The 21,605-nt window shown below is 70.2% G+C and carries 10 protein-coding genes; all 10 read right to left on the reverse strand.

What is annotated here, in order from left to right; genetic code table 11:
* Nucleotides 1–273: 273 nt before the first annotated feature.
* Nucleotides 274–4,719: an FtsK/SpoIIIE domain-containing protein gene (locus AC1DBL_RS16575; protein ID WP_476926507.1), complete on the reverse strand. Its 4,446-nt coding sequence runs from the start codon at nt 4,717–4,719 to the stop codon at nt 274–276.
* Nucleotides 4,716–5,420 (reverse strand): hypothetical protein, encoded by a 705-nt coding sequence (locus AC1DBL_RS16580; RefSeq protein ID WP_441419540.1) that lies wholly within the window; start codon nt 5,418–5,420, stop codon nt 4,716–4,718. Before AC1DBL_RS16580 ends, AC1DBL_RS16575 begins: the two co-directional genes overlap by 4 nt.
* A gap of 69 nt (nt 5,421–5,489) precedes the next feature.
* Nucleotides 5,490–7,142 carry a serine/threonine-protein kinase gene (locus tag AC1DBL_RS16585; protein ID WP_476926508.1) on the reverse strand — a complete coding sequence of 551 codons (1,653 nt, stop codon included), beginning with the start codon at nt 7,140–7,142 and terminating at the stop codon, nt 5,490–5,492.
* Complete coding sequence (locus tag AC1DBL_RS16590; RefSeq protein WP_476926509.1) at nt 7,139–8,902, reverse strand: FHA domain-containing protein; 1,764 nt, start codon at nt 8,900–8,902, stop codon at nt 7,139–7,141. The genes AC1DBL_RS16585 and AC1DBL_RS16590 overlap by 4 nt, the downstream gene beginning before the upstream one ends.
* The gene (locus AC1DBL_RS16595) at nt 8,889–9,866 is read right to left on the reverse strand and encodes a PP2C family protein-serine/threonine phosphatase (protein ID WP_476926510.1); all 978 of its coding nucleotides are present in this window, start codon (nt 9,864–9,866) and stop codon (nt 8,889–8,891) included. The genes AC1DBL_RS16590 and AC1DBL_RS16595 overlap by 14 nt, the downstream gene beginning before the upstream one ends.
* Complete coding sequence (locus AC1DBL_RS16600; protein WP_476926511.1) at nt 9,863–11,335, reverse strand: RDD family protein; 1,473 nt, start codon at nt 11,333–11,335, stop codon at nt 9,863–9,865. Before AC1DBL_RS16600 ends, AC1DBL_RS16595 begins: the two co-directional genes overlap by 4 nt.
* Nucleotides 11,332–13,899, reverse strand: coding sequence for a transglutaminase-like domain-containing protein (locus AC1DBL_RS16605; RefSeq protein ID WP_476926512.1), 2,568 nt, complete (start codon nt 13,897–13,899; stop codon nt 11,332–11,334). Before AC1DBL_RS16605 ends, AC1DBL_RS16600 begins: the two co-directional genes overlap by 4 nt.
* Nucleotides 13,896–15,227 (reverse strand): DUF58 domain-containing protein, encoded by a 1,332-nt coding sequence (locus AC1DBL_RS16610; protein WP_441419534.1) that lies wholly within the window; start codon nt 15,225–15,227, stop codon nt 13,896–13,898. Before AC1DBL_RS16610 ends, AC1DBL_RS16605 begins: the two co-directional genes overlap by 4 nt.
* 74 nt (nt 15,228–15,301) lie before the next feature.
* Entirely contained in the window at nt 15,302–16,273 is a 972-nt protein-coding gene (locus AC1DBL_RS16615; protein ID WP_441419533.1) for an AAA family ATPase, read from the reverse strand.
* A gap of 97 nt (nt 16,274–16,370) precedes the next feature.
* A partial coding sequence (locus AC1DBL_RS16620) for an Ig-like domain-containing protein (protein WP_476926513.1) occupies nt 16,371–21,605 on the reverse strand: 5,235 nt, incomplete at its 5' end.

Below are 21,605 nucleotides of genomic sequence, written 5' to 3' on the forward strand. Positions count from 1 at the left end.
GCTTCGTCCCAAGAGTCTTGAGCTGAGCAACATCTGCACCCCAAATAGCCATTCGAAAAAACTCCTTAGTTCACCGGACCCGAAACTCTCGGCATCCCCAGCGGCCCCCGGCTGATCCGGAAGATCCAATGCCTCGAACCTACCCTGCCGCGCAAAAAACTGTCGATGGGCAGGCCTCCCCATCGGCCGGTCCCCCGCCCAAGTAGCTCGCAGTTGTTGTCGTTTTGAGGGCCCAAAACGACAACAACTGCGAGTCAGTTGGGCGGTCCCGGGCTAGTTCCGGTTCTCCGGCGGCAGGGCGATCTGCAGCTTGCGGACCTTGCCGCGACCCACGATGTAGCCGCGGCCCGGAATGAAGTCCCCGCTGATCCGGCCCAGCGAGGTGCTGAGCAGGCTGTCGCCCTCGATGTCCCCGGGGTTGAGCAGCAGGCCCCGGCGGCCGGACTTGAACGGTTGTGCCAGGGACCAGGCCGAGGACCAGGTGGAGGTCTCGGATTCGCCCACCACCCACTGCTCGGCCTTGATGGACGCGGTGACCAGCCGGCCGATGCCGGTCTCGGCCAGGGTGTCGGTGAAGTCCGTCAGGCCCTCGATGAAGATCGCCAGCTTGCCCGGCGTGCCGGTGGAGTAGTCCACCAGCTCGTCGATGGCCTCTTCGACGTCGTCCGCGCCTACCACGGAGCGGTCCCAGAGCTTGAGCGACGCCGCGGCGGACCGCCGCGAGCCGAGGTAGATCAGTTCCACGCCGGGGTTGGACCGGCGCAGCGCGTAGGCGAGGGTTACCAGCGCCACGGTGCGGCCCGAGCCCGGCGGGCCGGCCAGCAGCAGCGGGCCCTTGGCCAGGATCTCGGCGGCCTGCAGCGTCTCGTCGTCGACGCCGATCACCGGCAGGTCCGGACTGCCGGCCGGGAGCACGTCCAGGTCCACCGTGTCCGGCAGGCGTTCGATTTGCGGCGCCCGCTCCACACCCTGGCGCAGCATGGCCTCGCGAAGCTTCTGCACCTCGCGCGCCTGCACGGCCAAGTTGGAGTTCCCGCCGAGGACCGCCAGCTGCACCTCAAGGTTGCCCAGCAGGCCGCGGCCCGGCGGGGTGCCGGCACCGAGCACATCCTTGGACACGTCCATGGACATGTAGTCGTCCTCGGAGGACAGCCGCAGCACCAGCCGGCGCTGGATCGAGGCGAGCAGCGACGCCGGCACCGCGTTCGGCCGGTCGCCGGTGACGACCAGGTGGATGCCGAGCGGGCGGCCGTCGGTGGCCAGCTGCAGGAAGATGTCCCAGAGCGCCGAGAGCTTGCTGTATTCGTAGGCCTCGCGGAAGGCGGACATGCCGTCCACCAGGACGAAGATGCGCTTCTCGTCCGGCATTTTGGCCAGCTCGCGGTATTCCACGATCGTGGCGGCACGGACCTCGGCGTAGCGGGCCGAACGGTCGTCGGCGAGGTCGCGCAGCCAGCGCAGCAGCCGGCCGACGCGTTCGACGTCGTCGCCGTTGATGATCTCGCCGACGTGCGGCAGCGCGTCGAGCATCTTCAGTCCCGAGGAACCGCAGTCGATGCCGTAGACGTTGACCGGGCCGCCGCGCGGGGTCACGGCGGCAGCGATCGCGATGCCGCGCAGGGCCGCCGACTTACCCGAGCCGCCGGTGCCGTAGATGGCCATGTTGCCGTCGCGGTCCGGTTCGTAGAAGACGGTCGGCTGGTCCTGGTGCGCGGGGTCGTCCGCCACGCCCAGGAGCAGCCGCTCGTCGGTGCGCGGGTTCGGCAGCCGGGAGAAGTCGTAGGTCGTGGCCAGCTCATCCAGCCACGGCTTGCGGGGAGGCTCGATGGCGAGCACGTCCGCCGCCTTGATGATGTTCGCCGTCATCCGGGCGATGTCGTTGGGCCCGGCGGGTTCTTCCCGGGCCGGGGTCTCGGCCGCGGGGGCGGCCCAGGGGGCGCCGGACCCGAAGGCCATCTCGACGACGTCGATCCGCGGGCGCTGCGGCTTCTCCGTGGTCCAGCCGCCGGCGTAGCCGGTCTGGAAGCCCTGGATCCGGCCCGGCCCGGTCTTGGCCGCGCCGCGTCCCGGGATGGACGGGTCGAAGTACGCGGCGGTGGGCACGCCGAGGATGTCCACCGCGTCGTCCTCGTCGGCCATCCGCAGCGCCACGCGCAGGTTGGTGTTGGCGCGCAGGCTGTCCTTGATGACGCCGGCGGGGCGCTGGGTGGCGAGGATCAGGTGCAGGCCAAGCGAGCGGCCGCGGGCGGCGACGTCCACCACGCCGTCGACAAACTCCGGCACCTCGGTGGCGAGGGCGGCGAACTCGTCCACGATGATGATCAGGTAGGGCGGCGCCTCCGGGTCCGCCTGGCGCTGGAGTTCCAGCAGGTCCTTGGCTTTCTTTCGGTTGAGCAGCCGCTCGCGGTGGTGCAGCTCGGCGCGGAGCGAGGTCAGGGCGCGGCGGACCAGGTGCGGCGACAGGTCCGTGACCAGGCCCACGGTGTGCGGCAGGTGCAGGCAGTCCGCGAAGGCGGCCCCGCCCTTGTAGTCCACGAACAGGAAGCTCACCCGGTCCGGGCTGTACGCCGCGGCCATGCCCATCACCCAGGACTGCAGGAACTCGGACTTGCCGGCACCGGTGGTGCCGCCGACCAGGGCATGGGGTCCCTCGTTCTTCAGGTCGAGGTAGAGCGGTTCGATGCCTTTGGAGCCAACCAGGGCCCGGAGCGTGCCGTTGTCCTTGCGGTTCGGCTTGGCGCTGGCGTGCACGGAGTTGTTCTCGGTCCAGCGGTCCGCGACGGCCTGCGGGTTGTCCAGGAAATCCTTGCCGATCAATGTCGCGTAGGACACCGCCCGCGGCAGGTCGGAGTCGTCCTCGAGCGGCTTGCCGACGTCGACCACCGGGGCGAGCATGCGCGCCAGCTGGGCGGCGAGCCCGGCGTCGAGGCTTTCGCAGCTGACCGGGAACGTGTGCCGGCCCAGCCGGACCTGGCCGGTGGTGGTGCCGTGTTCGCCGTCGACCGCCATGAAGTCGCGGCAGGCTGCCGGGAGCTGCTGGACGGAGCTGGCCACCCACATGACGTGCACGCCGGAGTCCGGTCCGCGTTCGAGCACCCGGGTGAGCCGCCCCCGGTCCACCGGGGCGTCGTCCTCGACCACCAGGAGCACGGTGGGCAGTTGCGGTTCCGGGATGTCGGCGCCTTCCAGGGCGAGGCCGGGGCGCAGCTCCGGACGCGGCGACTGTGCCGCGGCCTCGCGCTGGTCGATCAGGTCCTCAAGTTTGGACAGCAGGGCCGAGCCGCCGGCCGGCCCGGCGGCGAGGTGGTCGCCGCTGAGCGGGCTGTGGCCGGAACCTGCGTGCGGCAGCCACTGCAGCCACTCCCAGCGGTCCTTGGACTGCGCCGAGGTGATGGCGGTCAGGACCACTTCGGCCGGGGAATGCAGCCCCACCAGCTGCAGCACCATGCCGCGGGCCACGTCGTCGACGAGGCCGCGGGGCCCGGCCAGGCCGAACGAGCCGGCGGTGCGCAGCTGGGAGACGATCGGCACGCCCTCGATGCTGCCGAACTGGGCGATGCACTGCTGGATTTCGGCCATGTACTCAGGCTCGGTCTCGTTGCTGTGCGGTTCCTCGAACTGGATCCGGGACGGCGCCGTGCCGAGCCCGAACCGCAGTCCCAGGAAGCCGGCATGCTCGGGGCGGTGGGTCCAGAGCAGCGGGCCCAGTTTGTAGATGGAGTCCACGGTGTCGCTGACGGACGGCGCTTCCTGCAGCCTGACGGAGCGCTCCACTTTCTGCAGCGCGGTGATGTCGGCACGGAATGCGGCCATGGCGGCGCGGAATGACTTGAGTTGTTCCTTGCGTTCCCGCTTGCCCTGCATCTTCTGGTCCACGTAGTGGCCGACGATGAAGAGCGGCATCATCAGCATGAAGATCACGGACATCATGTTCTGCGTGACGGCAAAGATGACGGCACCCATCATCAGCGGGGCCACCAGCATGATGTACGGGAACGGGTGGTGCTCCTGGCGCTTCGGCCCGGCCGGCAGCGTCCGTTTGTGCGGTTCGAAGCGGGGCACGACGCGGGGCGAGCGGTTGAAATTGATCAGCGGGGAGCTCGGCGCCGCGCCCTGGCTCCCGCCCAGGGAGACCACGGACACGGTGGTGTCCCCGAGCGTGACGGTGTCCGAGGAGTTCAGCGTGGCGCGGCTGACCGGCAGGCCGTCCATCAGCAGGCCGTTGGCGGAGTTCGTGTCCACGATTTCCACGGTTTCGCCCACCGTGATGCGGGCGTGCCGCTTGGAGGTCAAAGGGTCGGTCAGCCGGACGTCGACGTCCCGGTCCCGGCCGATGTAGCTGGTGCCGGAGGGCAGCGAAAATTCGCGGCCGACGTCGGGGCCGGAGAGGACGCGCAAGGTCGCCGCCGCAGGTCCCCGGTTCGCCCCGGGCACCGCGAACTGCTCGCTGACTTGGGTCAATGCAACGATCGAGCCGGGCCGCAGCCCGGATTCAAGCAGGTTGTCCTCCCGGTTCAGGACGCTGCCTTTCATGCCGCCGGCGGCGAAGGCCTCCTCGATGCTGAGCGTGAGGTTCGACGGCGGCCGGGTTCCGCGCCGTGCCGGGTCCGCCGCCCAGAGCTCGGTGGCGATGTCCGCCACCGTGGCCAGGCCGTCGACCGTGACAGCGAGGTCCTTGGCCTCGGCGGGGTCGCGGCGCAGGGTCAGCCGGATCCTCATCCTTCGTCCCCTCCGCGCTGTGTTTCGAGCAGCACCAGGTCGGCAGCGGTCACGAGATGCGAGGTCACGGCGTGTTCCACGAGCCGTGCGCGTCGGTTCGTGGCGAGCTTGCCGGCTCCGCCGCGCAGTCCGGCGACTCCCACCCGGTCGAGTTTGTCACACACGTTGTCCAGCTTTCTGTTGAACCGGGTCAATGCCCAGCCCAGGGTTTTGGCCGCTTCCGCGGAGGAGGGGATGGCGCTGAAGCCGGTTCCGTCGCGGCGCAGCATCGGCTCGGCGAGCGCCACGATCAGGGCCTTCTGCGAGTCGGTGAAGACCACGGGTCCGATGGTGGTGTCTCCGCCGCTGTCCTCGCTGCGGGCCTGTTGCCGGAACGCCGGGGTCCGGAGGTGGACGGCAAACTCGTAGGTGGTGGGGCCGGCGGTGAAGATCACGTTGGTGTGGCTGAAGACCAGCGGAATGCGGGCTCCCGGTGCGAGCCAGGCCTGCATGCCGCCGGAGGCGTCCGCGATGGTCGCGCAGAGCATGCTGCCGACGTTGCTGAGCCACCAGATGCCGTCATACCGCGCGATCTGCAGGAACTGGCGGTGCAGGTACGGGTTGTCGTCCACTTCGAGGTCGCCCTCGCGGCCGATGCTGAAGATGTCCTCGTCGGATGGTTCGTGCCATTCGCCGCAGAAATCTATCGCTAGGTCCCCCATGGTCGGTGTCTCCTTGTTGGGCGGTATGCCTTGGTGTTTTCGGGTGTGCCCTGGGCAGGGATGTGGTGTTCAGGATTTCCTGGCGCAGGCGATGGAGTCCTGTTCCATCGGCGAGGACGCGCCGTCGGAGCGGACAATCATCACCTGGATACAGGTCTCCCCCGCCGGGTTAGGCTCCACCTGGACCCTGGCCGTGGTGGCGGCCTGGAAGTCGCCTTTGCCCTTTAGCGAGTACGTCCGCCACTTGTAGCTGTCGCCGGGCTTGGGCTGCGGGTTCTTCCAGGTGAAAGTGAGTTTTCCGGCATTGTCCGCCCTCCCGGAGAGCGATGCCACGTCCGGGACGGTGCCGTTGTCCAGGGCGTCCGCCGGCGGTTTACTGAGCTGCTCGGACGCTTTGGGGGCCGGCGCGGGTCCGTTGGTCCCGGCGATAATGCCGACGACGACGGCGATCGCCAGGACCGCGCCGCCGACGATCGAGAGCACGAGGTTCCGGCGGCCGTGGCCCGAGGGGGCACCGCCGGCTTCGCCGGAGCTCCCGCCGCGGGTGTCCTCCTGCGGCGCCATGCTGGAACGGTTGACCGTCGCGGCGACGTCGTCGTCCTCCGGGCGCGGCGCGGCGGCGGACGGCGCCGCGAACGCCGGCCCGGCGGCGGGCCGCTGGACGGTATCCCGGCTGGTGTCCCGGATGCCCGGGTTGTTGAAGGTGGTTGAGTCGTCCGGCGATGCTGCGGACGGCACCCGGGCCGGGAAGGTCGGGGCGTGCCCGGTGGCGTCGGGGTCGATGGCGGCGACGCTGCGGACGCGGGTTTCCTCGAAGGTGTCATCGGGGTGCGGCTCGTCTGCGCGGGGTTCTTCGAGGACCTCGAACGGCGTCACGGAGAGGTTCAGCTCCGCCTGGATGCGTTGCAGCGCCAGGGCAAAGGCGTGGGCGGAGGAGTACCGGGAGGCCGGCGACTTGGCCATCGCCGTGGCCAGGGCCAGCTCCAGGGACTCGGGCACGTCGGCACGGCCCAGCTTCGGCACCGGCAGGCTGGTGATCCGGGAGATCAACTCGCGCTGTGAGTTGTCCGCGCCCGGGAGCACGAACGGGGACCGGCCGGCCAGCAGGGTGTAGAGCGTGGCGCCGAGCGCCCAGACGTCCACCAGCACGCCGTCGACCTGCCGGTCGCTGAACTGTTCCGGCGGGGACCACGGGATGGACATGCCCGCGTCCTCGTCCTGGTCCCCGGCCAAGGTGCCGGAGATGCCGAAGTCGGTCAGCGCCGGCCGGTTGTAGTCCGTGACGAGGATGTTCGCCGGTTTGATGTCGCGGTGCGCGATGCCGGCGCGGTGCGCGGTTTCGACGGCGGAGGCCACTTGGATGCCGACGGCCAGGACCTCGTCCACGCTGAAACGCTGGCGGCGGTAGCGGACGTCCAGGCTCGGCCGGGAGCAGTACTCCATGGCCAGGTAGGAGTGCCCGGCCTCGGTGACCTCGGCCTCGAAAATCGTCACGATGTACGGGTGCGAGGACAGCTGGGCCATCAGGTTTGCCTCGGACTCGAAGCGGCGGCGGGCGCCTTCGGTCTTGAGGTCCGAGAGCAGCACCTTGACGGCCACCTTGCGGCGCGGCCGGTCCTGTTCGTAGAGGTAGACGTCCGAGAACCCGCCCGAGCCGAGCGGGCTGATGTAGGTGAAGCCCGGGATGCTGGGCGGCGGGGCGACGGGACGTTTGGCGTTCACAGGAGCTCCTCGAAGCGCAGCTGAATGCCGTCGCCCAGTTCGGCAATGTCGCCGTCGAACAGGATCGCCATCTCGCCCTGGGCGAGCCGGCGCGGGGCCTGGCCCTCGCGCAGCAGCACCGTGCCGTTGGTGGCCTTGAGGTCGCACAGCATCACGTGCCAGCCCTCGAGCCGGACCTCCACGTGCGAGCGGGAGATGTCGCCGCCGGGACTCGCCACCTGGACGAGTTTGGGCATTACGGCGCCCTGCACGCGGGACACGGAGGGTTGCCGGCCCACGATCAGCGACTGGTCGAGGTCGATCAGTTCGCCGGTGGAGAGCCGCATCCGGCCCAGCCTGGGGCGGCGGACCTGGACACCGTCCCCGGGCAGCGCCTGGTCGCAGTAGGCGCACTGGGCGTTGGTGGGCGGGTTCGCGTGGCCCTGCGGGCACACCCGGGCCAGCACCATGGGGCCCGTGGCGGGGTCTTTGGCTGTGTCTTTGGCGGGAGAGGGTCCCGGGCGTGCGGCGGGGCTGCCGTTGAGGGCGCTCTTCATGATGGTCTGGCCGTCGTGGTCGGCATCACCGGCCGGCGCCGGAACCTGGCCGGCGGGCTGCGGGGAGGGCGGGGTCAACAGCGACGGCGGCGCGACGGGACCGGGGGCGCGCGGCGCCAGCGGGGCGTCGGGCGTCCGCTCGCCGCCGGTGCGCCAGGGCACCGAGTCGATCAGCCCGCTGGGGACGGCCGGGCGGGCTGCCGGCTCGGGCGCCCGGAGTGCCGCGGGCTCCTCCGCCTGTTCCTCCGCCGGGGCGATAGCCGCTGCGGCGGGGTCGGGTTCCCCGGCGTCGGACGGCTCCGGCGCGGGTTCCTCCTCGGCCTCAGGATCCTCGCGCACGGCGGCGTCTTCGATGTTCCGCATCACCGTCTGTTCCCAGAGGTGGTCGTAGCTGCTGGTCGGCTCCTGCTCGGCAGGCTCCTGCTCGGCGGGCTCAGGCTCGGCAGGCTCCTGCTCGGCGGGCTCAGGCTCGGCAGGCTCCTGCTCTGCGGGTTCCGGATCTGCGGGTTCCGGCGACGGAGGGGCGGCCGCCTCCGTGGCGAGTCCGGCGTCGAGCTCCTCCTCCGGAAGTTCCAGCACCGTGTCGGCCGAACTGCCGAGATCGCTCAGTTCGGTGGCGATGTCCGCTTCGGCGGCGGCCAGCAACTGGTCCTCGACGGCGGCTTCAGGCACGGCGCCGGGGAGAGCCGTGGGGACGCCGTCGGGGACGGCAATATGGGGCGCCGCGTCCGGCCGCACGGCGGCGGCGGACGGGTTTGCGGACAGACCGCAGGACAGTCCCTGCAGCAGGACCACGCCGTCGCCCAGCGGCAGCGCGCCCGCCGGGGCGGTGGCAGTTGCCGCGGGGATGTCCACGCTGAAGTTCTCGGCCGCCGCAAAGCGCCGTTCGGTCCAGGTGGTCACGTCACGGCCGCTGAGCGCGACGGATTCCCCGCCGTCCAGCCGGACCTCCAGATCGATCTCGCCGCGCAGGAACACCTGCAGCGAACCGCGCAACCCCACGATCCCGAACCAGGGCAGCCGGGCGAGCGAGCCGCCCGAGGCCGAGGTCACGGCGTCCAGGACCTCATGAATCTCCGGGTCTCCGGCCAGCAGGGTCCAGAGCGAGTCGACCAGGGCGCGGTCGGTGTCCGGGCGCAGCAACACCACAGTTCCGGAGCGGACCACGCCCAGCCAGGTTCCCGGCGTGTAGCTGACATCGCCCGGCCGGTTAGCGGACGCCATGGGGCTCCTCGCCTGATCCGGCCGCGGCCCCGCCTTCGTGCTCCGCCGCGGCGCCGGCGACTCCGCCGTCGGGGGCGACGTCCAGCACCTCGGTGCGCGGCAGGGTGTTTTCGTCTTCGGCCTCCGCCGGCGTGCGCGGGGCGGTCTGCGCGCCGTCGTCGTTCGCCACGTTGCTCGCGTCCACCACGATGCAGGTGACGTTGTCGCGGCCGCCGCTGCGCAGGGCTGCCTGGATCAGCTCGTCCACGGCGGCCTGCGGATCCGGCTCGGAGACCAGGATGCGGGCAATCTGCTCGTCGTCGAGCTCGCCGTTGAGGCCGTCCGAGCAGACCAGGATCCGGTCCCCCTCCTCGACGGGCAGCAGCCAGTAGTCGGCTTCGGTCTCGTCGCCGGTGCCGAGCGCACGGGTGACGACGTGGCGGCGCGGGTGGACGGCGGCCTCGGCCGCGGTGATCTCGCCGGCATCAACCAGCTCCTGCACCTCGGAATGGTCCACGCTCACCTGGCTGAGCTTGCCCTGGCTGAGCCGGTAGGTACGGGAGTCTCCGATGTTGAGCACCAGCCAGTACGGGATGCCCGACTGTTCCACCACGACGACGCCGGAGAGGGTGGTGCCGGCGCGGGAGCCGGTCGCCTCGCGGATGCCGGCGTCGGCTTCGAGCAGGTATTGCTGGACGACGGCGGCGGTGGCGTTCCGCTCCCCCGTGGCGAGCTGGGGAATTTCGGAGAGGGTGCGCACGCAAATGCCGCTCGCGATCTCGCCGGCCTCGTGGCCGCCCATGCCGTCGGCGACCGCAAAGACCGGATCGGCCGCGATGAAGGAGTCCTCGTTCATCTCACGGCGCAGGCCGCGGTCCGTGCCGTAGCCACAATTGAGCCGCAGGCTGGGGGCACTGCTCGGGACACTGCTGGGGGTGGTTCCGGGGGCTTCGGCGGGAGGAACGGATGCCGGCTGGGATGTCATGCCTGTCCTAGGTAGAAGGAGCGGTCACCGAAGTGCACGGTGGATCCGGGGCGTACGTGGGTGGGTTCCCCGGGTGCCAGTGCGGTGCGGATACCGTCCGGCGTTGTGACGGCGCTCCCGTTGGTGGAGTTGCGGTCCGTCACCCAGATGCCGCCGTTTCCGGCCAGCACATGGAGGTGGGTCTTGGAGATGGAGCGTCCCGGGTCGGCCACCGGCAGCAACTGCACGGATTCCTCGCCGGGGTGGCCGGCGGGGTTGCGCCCAATCAGCAGGGACCGGTCCAGTTCCACCTCCCGGCCGTCGTCGATCCTGATCCGCAGGATGGCCACGGTGACCGGCGCGGAGCTGTCGCCGCGGACCTGCGTGCGGTCGTGGTCGTCGTCGGGGTGTGCGCTGAACGCACGGCCATTCACGGCTTGGCTCCGGACGGCCTCGATCGGGGCGGCGCCGGGGTCGGCGGGCATTGGCCGGAAGGATGCCGGCGGAGCCGCTGCCGGAGCGGGCGCGGGCGCGGGGACCGGCACGGAAGCCGGCACGGCCGCGGGCGCCTGCGGCTGCAGCCGCGCGGCGCCGGCCACCGGCGAGGCGACTTGCTGCACCGGCGGAAGGTCTAGAGGGGCAAAGCTGTAGGGGCCCTGGATGCCGCCGGTGGTGATCGGGTTCCGGCCGGCCTTGATGTCGAAGACGAGGGTCTTGGCGGCGGTGTCGTGCCAGCCGCGCAGCCTGCTGTTGGGATCCCAGGTGTTGGAGACGACCACGAGGACGGCCCAGGCGGCACCCACCAGGGCGAGCGGCCCGAGGATCACCAGCGCGGCGCCGAACCACTGGAAGACCACCACCAGCACGGCGGCCAGGGCGGCCAGCAGCACACCGGCCCCGGTGATCAGGCCGCGGAGGAAGACCGCTCCGCCGCCGGGCGCGTACCCATCGGCGTCGGCGCTGCGGATCCCCACGATGCGGTTGCCGAGGGTGTTGCCGGACCGGCCCTCGATCATGGCCTGGACCAGGGTGTAGACGAGTGTGGCCCCAAGCCCGATGCCGCCAAAGAGCACCAGTGAGGAGGTGTTGTAGACGATGGTGCCGGCGCTGCGTGATTGGGTGACGCCGGCGAAGCCGACGGCGAAGAGCACCACCAGGAGCGCCACGGGGCCGGTCCAGTCCAGCACCGCCGCGCCGAGCCGTTTTCCGGCGTCCGCGGGAACCAGCTCAAGCTTGTTCGGCAAAACGGTACCTCCCCCTTGTCCGTGGACACCCTGTCCGTTCAGCTGCACTCCGGCAGGTGCCTGCCCCGGCGCGAACGAACCGCCGTGCCCGGAAGGCGCTACCGGGATAGTACCGGGTGTTGGGTCCGCCCGCCCGGCGTTGCGCGCCGAACGGTTGATCAGCGGCGCCGCGCAGGAGGTGCAGAACGCGGCGCCGGGCCGGATCGGCTGGTGGCAGCGCGGGCAGCGCTCGACGTCGTCGGTCATGGCTCGTTGCGGTTCTTCCTGGCTGTTCCCTGTGGTTCCTGGTGCGGACCGGGCTCCACTGTACTAGCTGGACCGAAGCTGGCCGGGTCAACCGCAGCCGGACCGGACACCGGGCCGGAGCCGCCGGGAACCCCGCCGCCGCGGCGCCGGCCGGGCAGGACCGGGCGGAGTCCGCTCAGCTTCAGCGCGGCCCGGCCGTCGGCCAGCAGTGAGCGTGGCGAGAAGCGGGCCTGCTGGCGGCGCCAGAAGCCCACGGTCCCGGTCATCTCCTTGAGTGAGCCGTCCACGATCTCCCAGTACTCGCGTACCTGCTCCTCGCTCGGCTCGGCTGCCCCGAAAATGGCGGCGTCGGCCCGGTGGGCGAGCAGCGTGGTGGTGCCCTGGCTCGCGGGGAACGCTTCGCCGAGCACGACGGCGGACTCCCGGCGGGTGGCGCGGTTGTCCACGCCGGCGCCGAGGTCGGTCGCGAGGCTCAGCACCTCGCTCCAGCCGCCGCCGACGCGCTGCGCGGGGTGCCCGTCGGTGAACCGGGCCTTCCGGCGTCGGGATTTCAGCAGCGCGATCAGCAGCAGCGGCAGCGCGAGGACCGCCACCGGTATCAGCGCCGTGCCGATCGCGGCGAGCAGGGGGCCCCAGAACAGCCAGGGGTTGTTCTTCTTCTGGTCGGCGTCGAGCGCGTCCGGCGAGGAGTCCGGCGGCAGTTCGGCCGGTTCCTGCGGCGGGGGCGGCGGCTGCAGGACCTGCGGCTTGGGCTTGGACTTGTTCTCCGGATCCGGCGGGATCGGCACGTTGTCCTTGGGCGGCGTGGGATCGAAGGACACCCAGCCCACCCGGTCGAAAGCGACCTCAACCCAGGCGTGCACATCCTTGCCGGTGATCTGCACTTCGCCCGCACCGTTTTCCGGGCTCTTCGGGTCCGGGTAGAAGCCCATCACCACGCGGGAGGGGATACCCAGATGACGCAGCATGAGGGACATGGCGACGGCGTACTGTTCGTCGTCGCCGAGCATCTGCTTGGCCGTCAGCAGGCTGCGGATGCGGTTGGAGCTGTGGCCGGAGACGCTGGGGAGCTGCCCGTCGGCGATCAGGCCGTTGCTGAAGGCACCCTTCTTCTGGAAATGCGCCTCAATCTGGCGGACCCGGTCGATCGCGGTGGGCGCGTCGGCGGCGAGGTCGTTCGCCTGCGAACCGACCACCGGCGGGACCTCGCCCGGGTCCGGCAGCGACACCTTGGCGAAGTCGTACTGGGTCAGCTGGCCGTGCTCCAGCATCGCAGGGTCCGCCACCTGGACGCTGTAGGAATCGCCCTTGCCCAGCCCGCGGGTGGTCACGGCGGTGTCCGTGCCGGAGTTGAAGTACAGCCCGGAGGCTGCGCCCGAGCCGTCCCGGGCAAAGCTGATGCCGGTGGTCTTGCGGCCGCCCGGCAGGAAGTAGCCCTGGTAGTCCTCGATCGTGATGTCCAGGGTGTAGTTGTTGGTCGGCACGATTCCGGTGGTGTCGGCGAGGGTGTTCAGGGACTTCGCGTCGCCCACCTTGCTGAAGCTGCCCGAACCGTTCGGGTCCATGTTGTAGTTGGTGCCGTTGAAGGCGTCCAAGGCGGCGAGCCGTACCCGGCCGTCCTTGGGCAGGCCCTTGACCAGGAAGAGGTTGTCGTCTTTCTTGTCCTTGACGAAGTTGCGGAAGCTCGCCAGCGGTGTGACGTAGTCCTTCGGGTCGAACGGCGGCACGATCGTGTTGCGCAGCACCTTCCGGTCGTCACCGGCGGCCACCAGCGGGGACGCGACGGCGGTGATCCCGACGGCGACGGCGATCACCGCGGCGGCGGTGCCCACCCGGCGGAGCCGCGCAGTGCGGGCAGCCGCCTGGTCCGTGTCCGGCCGGTTCACCGATACCTTGCGGGTGTCGCTGCTGCGCAGGGCGTCGCGGCGGAAGGTGGCCCAGGCGATCGCGACCACGGTCAGCGAGATGCCGCGTTCCACGGTGAGGAAGCCGGCGTTGGTGCTGAACGCGATGCCGGTGATGAACAACAGCAGCACCGGCAGCAGCGGCCAGTACGGGCTCTTGAGCCGCCAGATAAGCAGCCCGGCAGCCAGGGCGGTCAGCAGCGAGCTCAGGAACGGGACGATCAGCGTGCCGCCCGCGGTCCCGACCGGCACGCCGACGGTCAGCATGTCCTTCCAGGCGAAGACCACGCCCACCAGCAGGGTCCGCAGCGATTCGAGGCTGGGCAGGAAGCCGGCGATCGAGGCTTCCGGCACGGCCAGGCCGGTGCCGAAAACCAGGTAGGCGCCCACCGCGAGCGCGGTGGTGATCAGCACTCCGAGCCGGAAGTGCACCTTGGCGGCAGCGACGCCGAGGCCCAGCAGGATGCCGCCGAAACCGGCGGCCAGGTAGTACGGGTCGCCGCCGAAGCTGAGGCTGAAGCCGAGCACGCCGAGCCCCAGCAGCAGGGTGAGGGCGCCGGCATCGAGCAGGTAGTGCCAGGCCGGCTGACCGTCGGCGAAGCCGGAGCGGCGGGGTGCCGCGGTGTTGTTGCGGGGCCGGAAGCCCGTGGCGTTGCTCATGCGGCCGCCTTCCTGAGCACGATGGCCAGTTCGGAGAGATCGCCCAGGGTGAGCACGGTCAGGTCCGCGATGTTGGCCCGGGCCGGGGCGGCCCCGGCCTGGATCCGGACGGCGAGGCTGCGCACGCCCGGCGGGACCGAAGCCGAGGCGGAGCGCAACTGGGTGGGGGTGACGTTGCTGCCCACCACGAAGAACACCACGGAGGCGTTGGGCACGGTGTCGGCCAGGGTCCGGGCGAGGTCGACGGCGTTCTTGCGCTGCGGCGCGCCGACAATCCGGGTCATGTCATCGAGCATGTTCCGGCCGGTCTGGCAGCGCAGCGGCCCCTGCTGGGTGAGGACGTCGAGGTCGCGCTGTTCCCTGATGGCCTGCAGTCCGATCGAGGCGGCGGCGGAGATGGCCAGCTCGAACTCCTCCTCGGAGGCGTACTCGTCCGTGTTGGTGGAGAGCGAAATGGCCAGGTGTGCCCGCCGGGTCTCCTCGAACTGGCGCACCATGAGTTTGTTGGTCCGGGCCGTGGTCTTCCAGTGGATGTGCCGCCGGTCATCGCCGGGAACGTAGTCGCGCAGCGCGTGGAAGGAGACATCGGCGCTGGAGAGGTCGGTGGTGGGCATACCCTCCAGGTCGCGGATGAAGCCCGCGGCGGAACCGGCCAGGGCCACGGTCTTCGGGTGCACGTAGAGGTCCTCGGGTTCAGTCCAGAGCACCTGGCGGCGCAGCAGGTGCAGGGGGTCGGCGCGCACGGACCGGACCGGGCCCACCACAATCACGGCGCGGCGTGCGGTGGGGATGGTGAAGAGGTCCTCGTGGACCTGCCCGGGTTTCATCCGGGGCAGGTGGAACACGGCGGTGGCGGCTCCCACCGGGAGTTCCAGCGCGGCGGGCAGCAGCGGGCGGGCGGAGGTGTTGGACACTGCGATGCTGCCGACGGCGCTGTCCCCGACGGCCACCCGGGTCCGGGCGAGGTCCAGCAGCACGCCGTAGGAGGAGCGGCCCAGGATGAAGCCGACCGCCAGCACCAGCAGGACGAAGGCGGCGATCGCGGCGGCCTTGGCTTCCTGCCAGCCGTAGGCCTGGCCGGCGCTCCACAGCAATATTGAGGCTGCCAGCACGGACCAGCCGAGCACGCTCACGACGGAGAGCACGGGCCAGAGGTGCCGGCGGAAGCGCCCGCGGATGGCGCGCCAGGCCGGGTCCAGGGCCAGGGCGGCGGCGCTGCGGGCCTCGGCCCAGACGGCGGAGGGGTGCAGCCGGGAGGGACCGGCGGCCCGGGACAGGGGCCGCTTCAGGCGTTCAGCAAGCCGAGTCAACGGGGTGCTGGTGGACATATGGGTGCCTTTGTTCGTGCATGGTTGCGGGGCTGGAATCGGGGCCCGCGGCTGGACTCGGTCGGAGGCGCGGCTTAGACGGCGGCCCGCTGCTGCGGGGCGGCGACGTCGGCCAGCACCCGGGCCAGGACGGCCTCGGCGGTGGCGCCGGAGAACTCCGCCTCCGGGTCCATCACCAGGCGGTGGGTCCAGACGACGGCGGCGAGGTCCTTGACGTCGTCGGGCAGGACGAAGTTCCTGCCCTGGCTCGCCGCCCAGACCTTGGCCGCACGGACCATCGCGAGGGCGCCGCGGACGGACACGCCCAGGCGGGTCTCCGGGGCGCTGCGGGTCTCCTCGCAGAGCCGGGAGATGTATTCCAGCACCGCGGTGTCCACGTGGGTGGTGGCGGCGAGGTCGGCCATGTCCGCGACGGCCTGGGTGGTGATTACGGCCGTGATGTCCTTCGAGCGGTCCTTGAGGTTGGCGCCGCCGAGCAGCTGCACGGTGGAGGCGTGGTCCGGGTAGCCGATGGAGGTCTTGATCAGGAAGCGGTCCAGCTGCGCCTCGGGCAGGCGGTAGGTGCCGGCCTGCTCGATCGGGTTCTGGGTGGCCATGACCATGAACGGCCGGCCGGCCTCGTAGGTGGAGCCGTCCACGGTGACCCGGGACTCCTCCATGACCTCCAGCAACGCCGACTGGGTCTTGGGCGAGGCGCGGTTGATCTCGTCGGCGAGGACGATGTTGTTGAAGATCGGGCCCTTGTGGAACTCGAACTTCTGCGTCTTCTGGTCGTAGATGGTTACGCCCGTGACGTCCGAGGGCAGCAGGTCCGGGGTGAACTGGATGCGGTTGTTGGAGCCCTGGACGGTCGCCGCAAGGGCGCGGGCCAGTGAGGTCTTGCCGGTTCCGGGAGCGTCCTCGAAAAGCACGTGGCCTTCGGCCAGCATGGCCGTGAAGGTCAGCCGGATGACATGCGCCTTCCCCAGCACGGCCTGCCCCACGTTGGCAACGAGCTTCTCAAAGGTGCCGGCAAACCATTCGGCCTGCTCAGTTGTCATCGTCATGCGCTGGTTCCTCTTCCATTCGGGTAATGCGTTGGGGTGTGCGCCGGCGGGGAATCCCCGCGATGGCCGGCGATTAGTTTAGGCGACAGGATTGCGGTCATCGCTGGGGCATTCCCGCCGGCGGGGTGGAGCCCAGGCTGGTGGTGTCTCCCCGGGCAAAGTTGCCGGCGGCGGGGCCGGACGTCAGGTGGTACCAGAGCCGGCCGGACGAGCCCCAGCGGACGTAGTAGTCCGCCTGCGCGGTGATGCCGGTGTCGAACCACTTGCCCGGGCTGATGCACTGGTCCGGGTTGCTGTTCCGGTAGCTGTCCGTGCTGCTGCTGGGTTCCGTGCAGGTGCGCACCGGGGTGGCCCGGATGGACCAGGACGTTGGCGGCGGCGGCGCCGGGTCAGCCCCGGAAGTGGCTCTGGCGGTGTCGTCAAAGCCGCAGTCGTTGTTGCCGTCGGTGCCGTTGCAAGCGCGGACCTTCAGGGTGTGGGTTTGACTCCAGCCGCCCGCGTTGTGATCGTAGCGGAGGGTCAGCCCGACGCTCTTCCAGCCGGTGCCGTCGTAGTTCACTTCGTACCGGTTGATCGGCCGGCCGCCATCGTTCGGCTGGGTCCAGGTCCAGTGCACCTGCCCGTCGCCCTTGGAGGAAGTCTCCCCGGTGAGGCTGGGGCGCCCCGGCTGGCCATAAGGAACGGCCGAACCGATGTTCTTGCCGTCCCCGGAGACGTTGTTCTTCGTGGAAACGGCGATGATGTTCACCGTGACGTTCTTGCCGTTGGGTTGGCCGGTGATGGTACCGCCCGGGGCGTTAATCGGGCCCGAGCCGTACGCCGTGGACCAGCGGTAGCTGATCTCCGAGGCCTGCGAGCCATTGCGCTGGGCCTGGGTCAGCGGCGTAAAGGTGACTTTCAGTTCTCCGCTGTTGCCGGGCGCGGCAACGGTACCGCTGCTGACCGTGCCGGGTTTGCCGGCGGCCCGGATGGGGGCGGACTGCGGGCTAATCCCTGACGTGCCGGCCTTGTTGGTGGCGGCCACGGTGAACGTGTAATCGGCCTCCGAGTTGTCCACCGTGACGTTCTGCGAGGTGTCGGAGACCTTCTGCGTGGCCACGGCGGCTCCGCCGCGCAGCGTGGTCAGGGTGTAGGAGGACACGGCGTCGCCGTTATTGTCCGGCGCTGCCCAAGTGACCTTGAGCTGGCTCTGCGTGCCCAGGGAACCGGCCTGGCTGGCGCTCGGCGCCGCCGGGGTGACGGGCACGCCCGCGGGCGTCTCCGCGGCGGAGTAACCGCTCCATTCGGAGGGCTCCTTGGCGTCGTTGCGGGCCAGGACCCGGACCTTGTAGGCCACGCCGTTCTCCAGGCCCTTCCAGACGTAGCTGACCGACGTGAGGTTCTGGATCTGCGCGTTTTGCCCCGCCGGCGCGGGCGAAATTTCCAGATCGTAGGACTTGACCGGCGAGCCCTTGGAGGCCGGGGCAACCCACGTCACCGCCAGTTGCTTGTCGCCGAATTTCAGCGACGGCGCCGCTGGGGTATCCGGCTTGACGTCGGGGCGCACCTCGGCCGACGCCGGGGAGCGTTCGGATTCGTCGATGGCGTTGGTGGCCGTGACCTGGAAGTGGTACTTCGCGTTGTTGGTCAGGCCGGTGAGCGTGCAGCTGTTCGCCGGGCAGTCCTGCCGGAATCCGCCCTCGCCGTACACCGTGTACTTGGTGATCGGGGATCCCCGGTCCGCCGGCGCGGTCCAGTTCAGCAACGCGGTGCCGTCCCCCACGCTCGCCGCCTGCGGAGTGGTGGGTGCCAGCGGCCGGTCCTTGACGGTCAGCCGGATCCGGGCCGTGGCCTGGCGGGACGGGTCCTCGGTCTTGTCGGCGATGGTGTAGGCCACGACCATGGTGCCGGAGAACCCTGCGGCCGGTGTGACCACGACGTTGCCGCCCTCGACGCCGACGTTCCCGGAGCCGGTTTCGGCGGTCGCGGCGACGATTTTGAGCGGCGACTCAGGGAACGGATTCGAGTCGTTGGCCAGGACGGGCACGGTGGCCGGTTTGCCGGCGGCGGCGTTCGGCTCGAGGTCGTCGTTGGCCACGGGTTTGGGCCGGTTGGAGGCGGTGACCGTGAACCGGTACGTTGCGGTGGTTTCGAGGCCGCGGGGGTCCTTGGCCTTCACCTGCACGGCGCCGTCCGCGCCGGCGTCGCTGCCGTCCTTGGCAGAGAGCTTCAGGGCCTGTCCCTCGACTCGGGCGTCGAAGCCGGGTGGGACGTTGCCCGCCAGTTCGTACTTCATGTTCTGCACGTCGCCGTCGTCCGGGTCCGTGGTGAGCCGGGCCAGGTCCACGCTGGTGGCGTCGCCCTTCGGCAGGTCCACCTGGCTGCCCAGCAGCACGGGCGGGTTGTTCCGGTTGGGGTCCGGGAGGACCTTGGTGCGGATGCTAAGCGTTGATTTCAGGCCGGCCGGATCGTCCGGGCCGGTGCCGTCGGTGACCTCGAAGCTGAGCGAGCCGGGGCCCGCGTAGTCCTGGCCGGCCGTGTACTTCAGGGCGGTGCCGTTGTTGGCGACCGGATCTGAGCCGTCGGCGCCGATCAGTTTGATCCGGTCCGTCTGGGTCAGGCGCGGCGAGCGGCCGTCGCGGACCTTGACCCACTCCTTGAGGTCCACGGTGACCGACTGTCCCGCAACCACTTCCACGACGTCGTCCTTGGCCAGCGTGGGCACCTGCTGACCGATGCCGGGCACCCAGATGATGGCCGTTGATTTCTGGCCGTCGACGTCTTCGACGGTGTAGGGGATCAGCTGCGGCTGTTCGGTGAGTTCGACGATCATGTTGCCCTCGGTGCCGGGCCGGGCGGTCTTGGCCTCGGTGCTGACCTTGAGGTTTTCGCCGACGCCGTCGGGGTCTTCGTCGTTCTTGAGCACCGGGACGTCGACGGCGGTCTTGCCGAGCGTTTGGGCGGAGGTCACCCGGTCGTCGCGGGCGATGGGTGCCTGCAGGGGCACGTCCTTTTGGACCTTGACGGCGACGGCGGCCTGGGCCGTGGCGCCGCGGTCGTCGGCAACCTTGTAGCGGACGTTAACGGTGCCTTCCTGGCCCGGGGCCAGCAGGATGATGCGGCCGCTCTGTTTGCTGACCGTGGCCTGCAGCTCGGGGGCGGCTTCGATGCCGCCGGCCAGGATCCGGATCGGGTCGCCGTCGGGATCGGTGTCGTTGCCGGTGGCGTCGACGGCGATCTGGCGGCCGGGACGCACGGCAACGGCGTCGTCCACGGGCGTCGGCTTCTGGTTGGTGTCCCCGCGTGGGGCGATGCCGACGGTGACGGTGCCGGTGTTCACGGCGCCCTGCCGGTCAACGACCTTGTAGCGGAAGGTGTCGGTACCGGCGCCGTCGCCGGCTGCGGTGAAGTCGATGAAGGTGCTTCCGGCGGTGGCGGTTCCCATCGAGGGGGTGCTGTCGATGCCGGTCAGCTGGACGGAGTCGCCGTCGGGGTCGATCCCGTCGAGTTCCACGGGAATCCGGACCGAGCCGCCGGCCACCACGCGGGCGGTGAGGTTTTTCGGCTGCGGCCGTGAGTTCTGCGCGCCTTCCAGCGGAAGGATGTGGATGGTGACGGCCGCGGCGCTCTTCTGGCCCTGCGGGTCCACGGCGTTGTAGATGGCCCGGACGGTCTTGGGCACGCCGCCGGCAATGAAGCGCAGCGTGTTTTCCGAGACGAAGCTTTTGCCGTCCGTGGCCGGGACGGGCTGCGGCAGCACCGGGTCCACGGTCAGCTTTTGGCCCTGCGGGTGCGTGTCGTTGGCCAGGACGGGGATGGTGACGACGTCGTTGACGCGGACGTTCACCTCGTCCGGCTTGGGCTGGGGCGCCTCGACGACGGCGGGTGCCGGGACGGGGACCACGGAGACGCTTCCGGTGGCGGACTTGGAGCCGTTGGACATGGTGTAGCGGAAGATGAACGGTTCCTTGGTGCCGGTGATGTCGGTGATCCGCAGCACGGCGTGGTCGATCACACTGACGGAGGCGGTGGCGTTCCCGGGCAGTTGCACGGACTGCAGCACCAGCACTCCCCCGGCCGGGTCCGAGTCGTTCGCGAGCGGGTCCACCAGCACGCTGCCGCCGGCCGGCAGCAGCGCGACGTCGTGCACGGCCACGGGGTCGCCGGTGTCCTTGCCGGACTCCACGTCCACCCGGATCAGGCCCTGGGTGCTTTGCGGGCCGTTGCTGGCGATGTAGCTCAGGTAGACCGGGCCCGGGGTGTTGCTGCGGAAGGTGAACGTTCCGCCGTCGGTCACGGGGCCCAGCTCGGCGGTTCCGGCCGCTTCCACCTGGGCCAGGCGCAGGGCGCCGCCGTTGGGGTCGACGTCGTTCTTCAGCGGTGCGATCACGAGGTCCTGGCCGACGACGGCGCTCACGTGGTCCGCGTTGACCACCGGCTGCAGGGCACCGGGGGGCTGGACGTTGACGATCACCTTGCCGGTGGTGGTGGCCCGGCCGTCCCAGACGGTGACGGTGACGGTCTTCTTGCCGGGGGCCGCGCCGGAATCCTGGTAGCTGAGCAGGCCGTCGCGGCGGACCTTGACCTGGTCCTGGTCGTTGTCCGCCTTGGCGTCCATCAGGACCAGGTCGTCGCCGTCGGGATCGGTCCAGTCGGTGAGGATGTTCTGGCTGACGGTCTTGCCCTGCTCCACGAGCATGGTGGTGGGCTCCCCGCGCTTGAAGAGCGGGGGTTTGTTTTCGTCATCGCCCACGACGCTGAGGGTGATGCTGCCGCCTGCGGACAGGCCGCGGCCGTCCGCGGCGTTGTAGCCAAAGGTTTCGGTGCCGGGTTTCGCGTCGGCCGGGACGGTGACTTGGAAGGCCGTGCCGCCGTAGATACTTTCGAGGCTGCCGGCCTTGGGGCCGTTGCCAGAGACGGCGGCGGTCAGGACGTCGCCGTCGGGGTCGGAGTCGTTGTCCAGCACGCTCAGCACCGTGGTGCGGCCGGGACGGACGCCGACGGCGTCGGGCTTGGTTTCCGGGGGCCGGTTGGGCTTGGTGCGGTCCGGGAGGATGTTGACAGTGTTGTTGTCCGCTGATTCCTGGTCCTGGTCGTTGGACTGGTTCTTGGGAGGGATGACGTCGTCCCAGTTGTTCACCAGCTGCATGTTCTGGTTCACCAGCCACACATTGCCCGAATTCACATCATTGAGCACCACCACATCCCGGTTCACCCGGAACACATACGACGGCGACGCGGACGCCTTCGGCACATCCACGCTCCTGTCATCGGCATCACTGCCGCAGTCCCGCACATACTTATTCGCCCCCGACCACGCCGCATGCACACAACCACCCAACTGCACCGGCGC

The sequence above is a fragment of the Arthrobacter sp. 10T44 genome, from assembly GCF_056393885.1.